This is a genomic window from Pseudomonas sp. P5_B2 (assembly GCF_056400445.1).
The window spans coordinates 1-2,471 of the sequence record NZ_JBFULH010000592.1; the positions used below are offsets into that span (position 1 = coordinate 1).

2 protein-coding genes are annotated in these 2,471 nt (G+C 58.3%); both read right to left on the reverse strand.

The window, feature by feature from the left end:
* Positions 1 to 1,140: spinster family MFS transporter (locus AC1DRJ_RS24395; RefSeq protein ID WP_477804412.1), on the reverse strand; the 1,140-nt coding region annotated here is incomplete at its 3' end.
* Between the two features lie 205 nt (positions 1,141 to 1,345).
* The coding region (locus AC1DRJ_RS24400) for an OprD family outer membrane porin (protein ID WP_477804413.1) at positions 1,346 to 2,471 on the reverse strand (1,126 nt) is incomplete at its 5' end.

Here is a 2,471-nt window from a genome sequence, read left to right on the forward strand (position 1 = left end):
CGAGACCTGCGCGCGTACCTGATTCGGCGCGAGGATCTGCATTGCCGCCGTGGACGCCGGCATCGGGAACGAGGCGAAGAACATCGCCGGCACCAGCAGGGTGACTGACAGCCACAGTTGATCGGCTTGGGGGAACAGCACGGCCGGCACCGCCATGCCGAGGGCACCGATGACTCCAGTGCGCATGGCAGCGTCCTGATGACCTTTCTTGGCCAGATAATCAGTCAGCCATCCACCGAACAACACCCCGGCGGTGTTGGCCAGCAACAGCACGGTGCCGAGCATGTAGCCCGCCTCCATCGGCGACAGGCCGAACTTGCGGATATACAGCGCCGGGCTCCAGCTCATCATGCAGAAAAGGACCATGGCGYAAAAAGAAAAGCCCAGGTAATGGCAGGTGAAAGTGGCACGGTGGCGGCCGAGGAAACGGAAGCCATCGCTCATCGCGACCTTCTTCGCCCGCCCCTGCGCATCGACCTGCAGGCCTTTGCGCGCCGGGTTGCGCACGGTGAGCCAGATCAACAGGCCGACCAGGATGCCGGGCAGGCCGACGATGAAGAACGCCAGTTGCCAGGCCTTCATCGCGCCTAGAAAGGCGACCTCGATGGTGTTCATGTCCTTGAGCATGGCGATCACATAGCCGCCGACCAGAAACGCCAGACCGCCACCGACGAACGAGCCGATCGAGTAGATGCCCACGGCACGGCCGAGTTTTTCCTTGGGGAACATATCGCTGAACATCGAGTAGGCCGAAGGCGACAAGGCCGCTTCGCCGACGCCGACGCCGATGCGGGCGAGGAACATCTGCAGGAAGTTCTTGCTCAGGCCACAGGCGGCAGTCGCCAGACTCCAGAACACCACACCGACGGCGATGATCTTCGACCGGGAGAAGCGGTCGGCCAGATAGGCAATGGGCATGCCCATGAACGCGTAGAACAACGAAAAGGCCAGCCCGTGCAGCAAGCTGAACTGGGTGTCGCTGATCTGCAGGTCGGCTTTGATCGGCTCGATCATCAGCGCCAGGATCTGCCGATCCACGAATGAAAAGATGTAGGCAATCATGCACAGGCCCACCACGTACCACTCGTAAATGTAGGTTTTCTTCTTCTGCAAGACCGCGTTATCGACCTGAATATTCATTAGTGATTGCTCCTCTTGGAATCCGCTCAAGCGCGTGACGCGCCGGGTGACGGTGTGCAAGACACCGACTGGGAAGTTGCGGGGCAGATGCCCGCCATCGGCGAGCGGATTGCATGAGAGATGTAAAAAACGTTGGGTTCACGCATAGTCAGGCCTCTTATTGTTATGGGGTAAAACACCAGCGAGTCGCGCCCTGCGACAACGCTTACCAGAACTTCCAGGTGTAAGTCGTGGCGAAACGGAACTCGTTGTAGTCGGAGCCGTACTTCTGTTGCACATCGATGTTGCGCAGGTCCAGGCCAAGGCCTTGCAGCGCCCCGCTCTGCACCACGTAGTTGAGCCCCAGATAACGCTCGCTTTCCTCGTTGTCGCTCAGGTTGCCGCCGCGGTCCCAGTGGGTTCCCTTGTAGTAACGGGTGACGAACTTCAGCCCTGGCACGCCCATCCCGGCAAAGTCATAGCTGTAGCGCGCGCCCCAGGACCTTTCACCGGGACGAACAAATCCCACCGATCCCCAATGCACCAGGTAGGGTTGCGGGATATAACCGTTCATCGTCGGGAACACGCTGTCACCGAGCATGCGCTGGTAACTGAGGCCAAACATGTGTGCACTCTTGAGCAAGCTGAACAAGGCGCCGTAGGAACGGTTGTCAATCTCACCGTCCAAAGCACTGCCGGCTTCATTGTTATTGAAGTAGCGCAAGTCGGTTTTAAGTTTGTAGCCATTGCCCAGATCAGCCATGTGCATCAGGCCAAAATAATGCTGCTGATAAATATCCTGCAAGACGCCATAGAAGTAACTGACTTGTAAGTTCTTGGTAATGTCRTAAGTTGCGCCGCCAAAGTCCAGGCCGTCACTGTCGAGATTGGCGGGGGTGCCAAGTTTGTATAGTTTCCCGTGGTTAGAAGACTCCCGTGTAACGGCAGTCCAGAAACGGCCACCGGTCAGCGTCAATCCATCGACTTCCTTGGACTCGACCACGGCCCCTTGGTAGATGGTGTCCAACTGCCGACTGGTGTCATCGAACGCCACCGGCAATTGCGGGCGAATATCACCGACCTTCAACTCGGTCTTGCTGTAGCGCGCCTTGAAGGTCGCACCGGCGCGACTGTATTCAGGGGCCGTCTGCTGCTTGCTGACGCTGTAAGGCAGCGTACCATCGTTACCCGACGAATCCAGGCGCACGGCGTATTGCGCATCCATATCCAGGCCGATTGCCAAGGCAGTATCGGTGTAACCGGAGGTGAACTGCGCATCGAAACCCTGAGACCAACTATGCACTTCAGACACGGGCGCGTTGTTATTGGTGAAGTTGCGGTGCAGGTAGAAG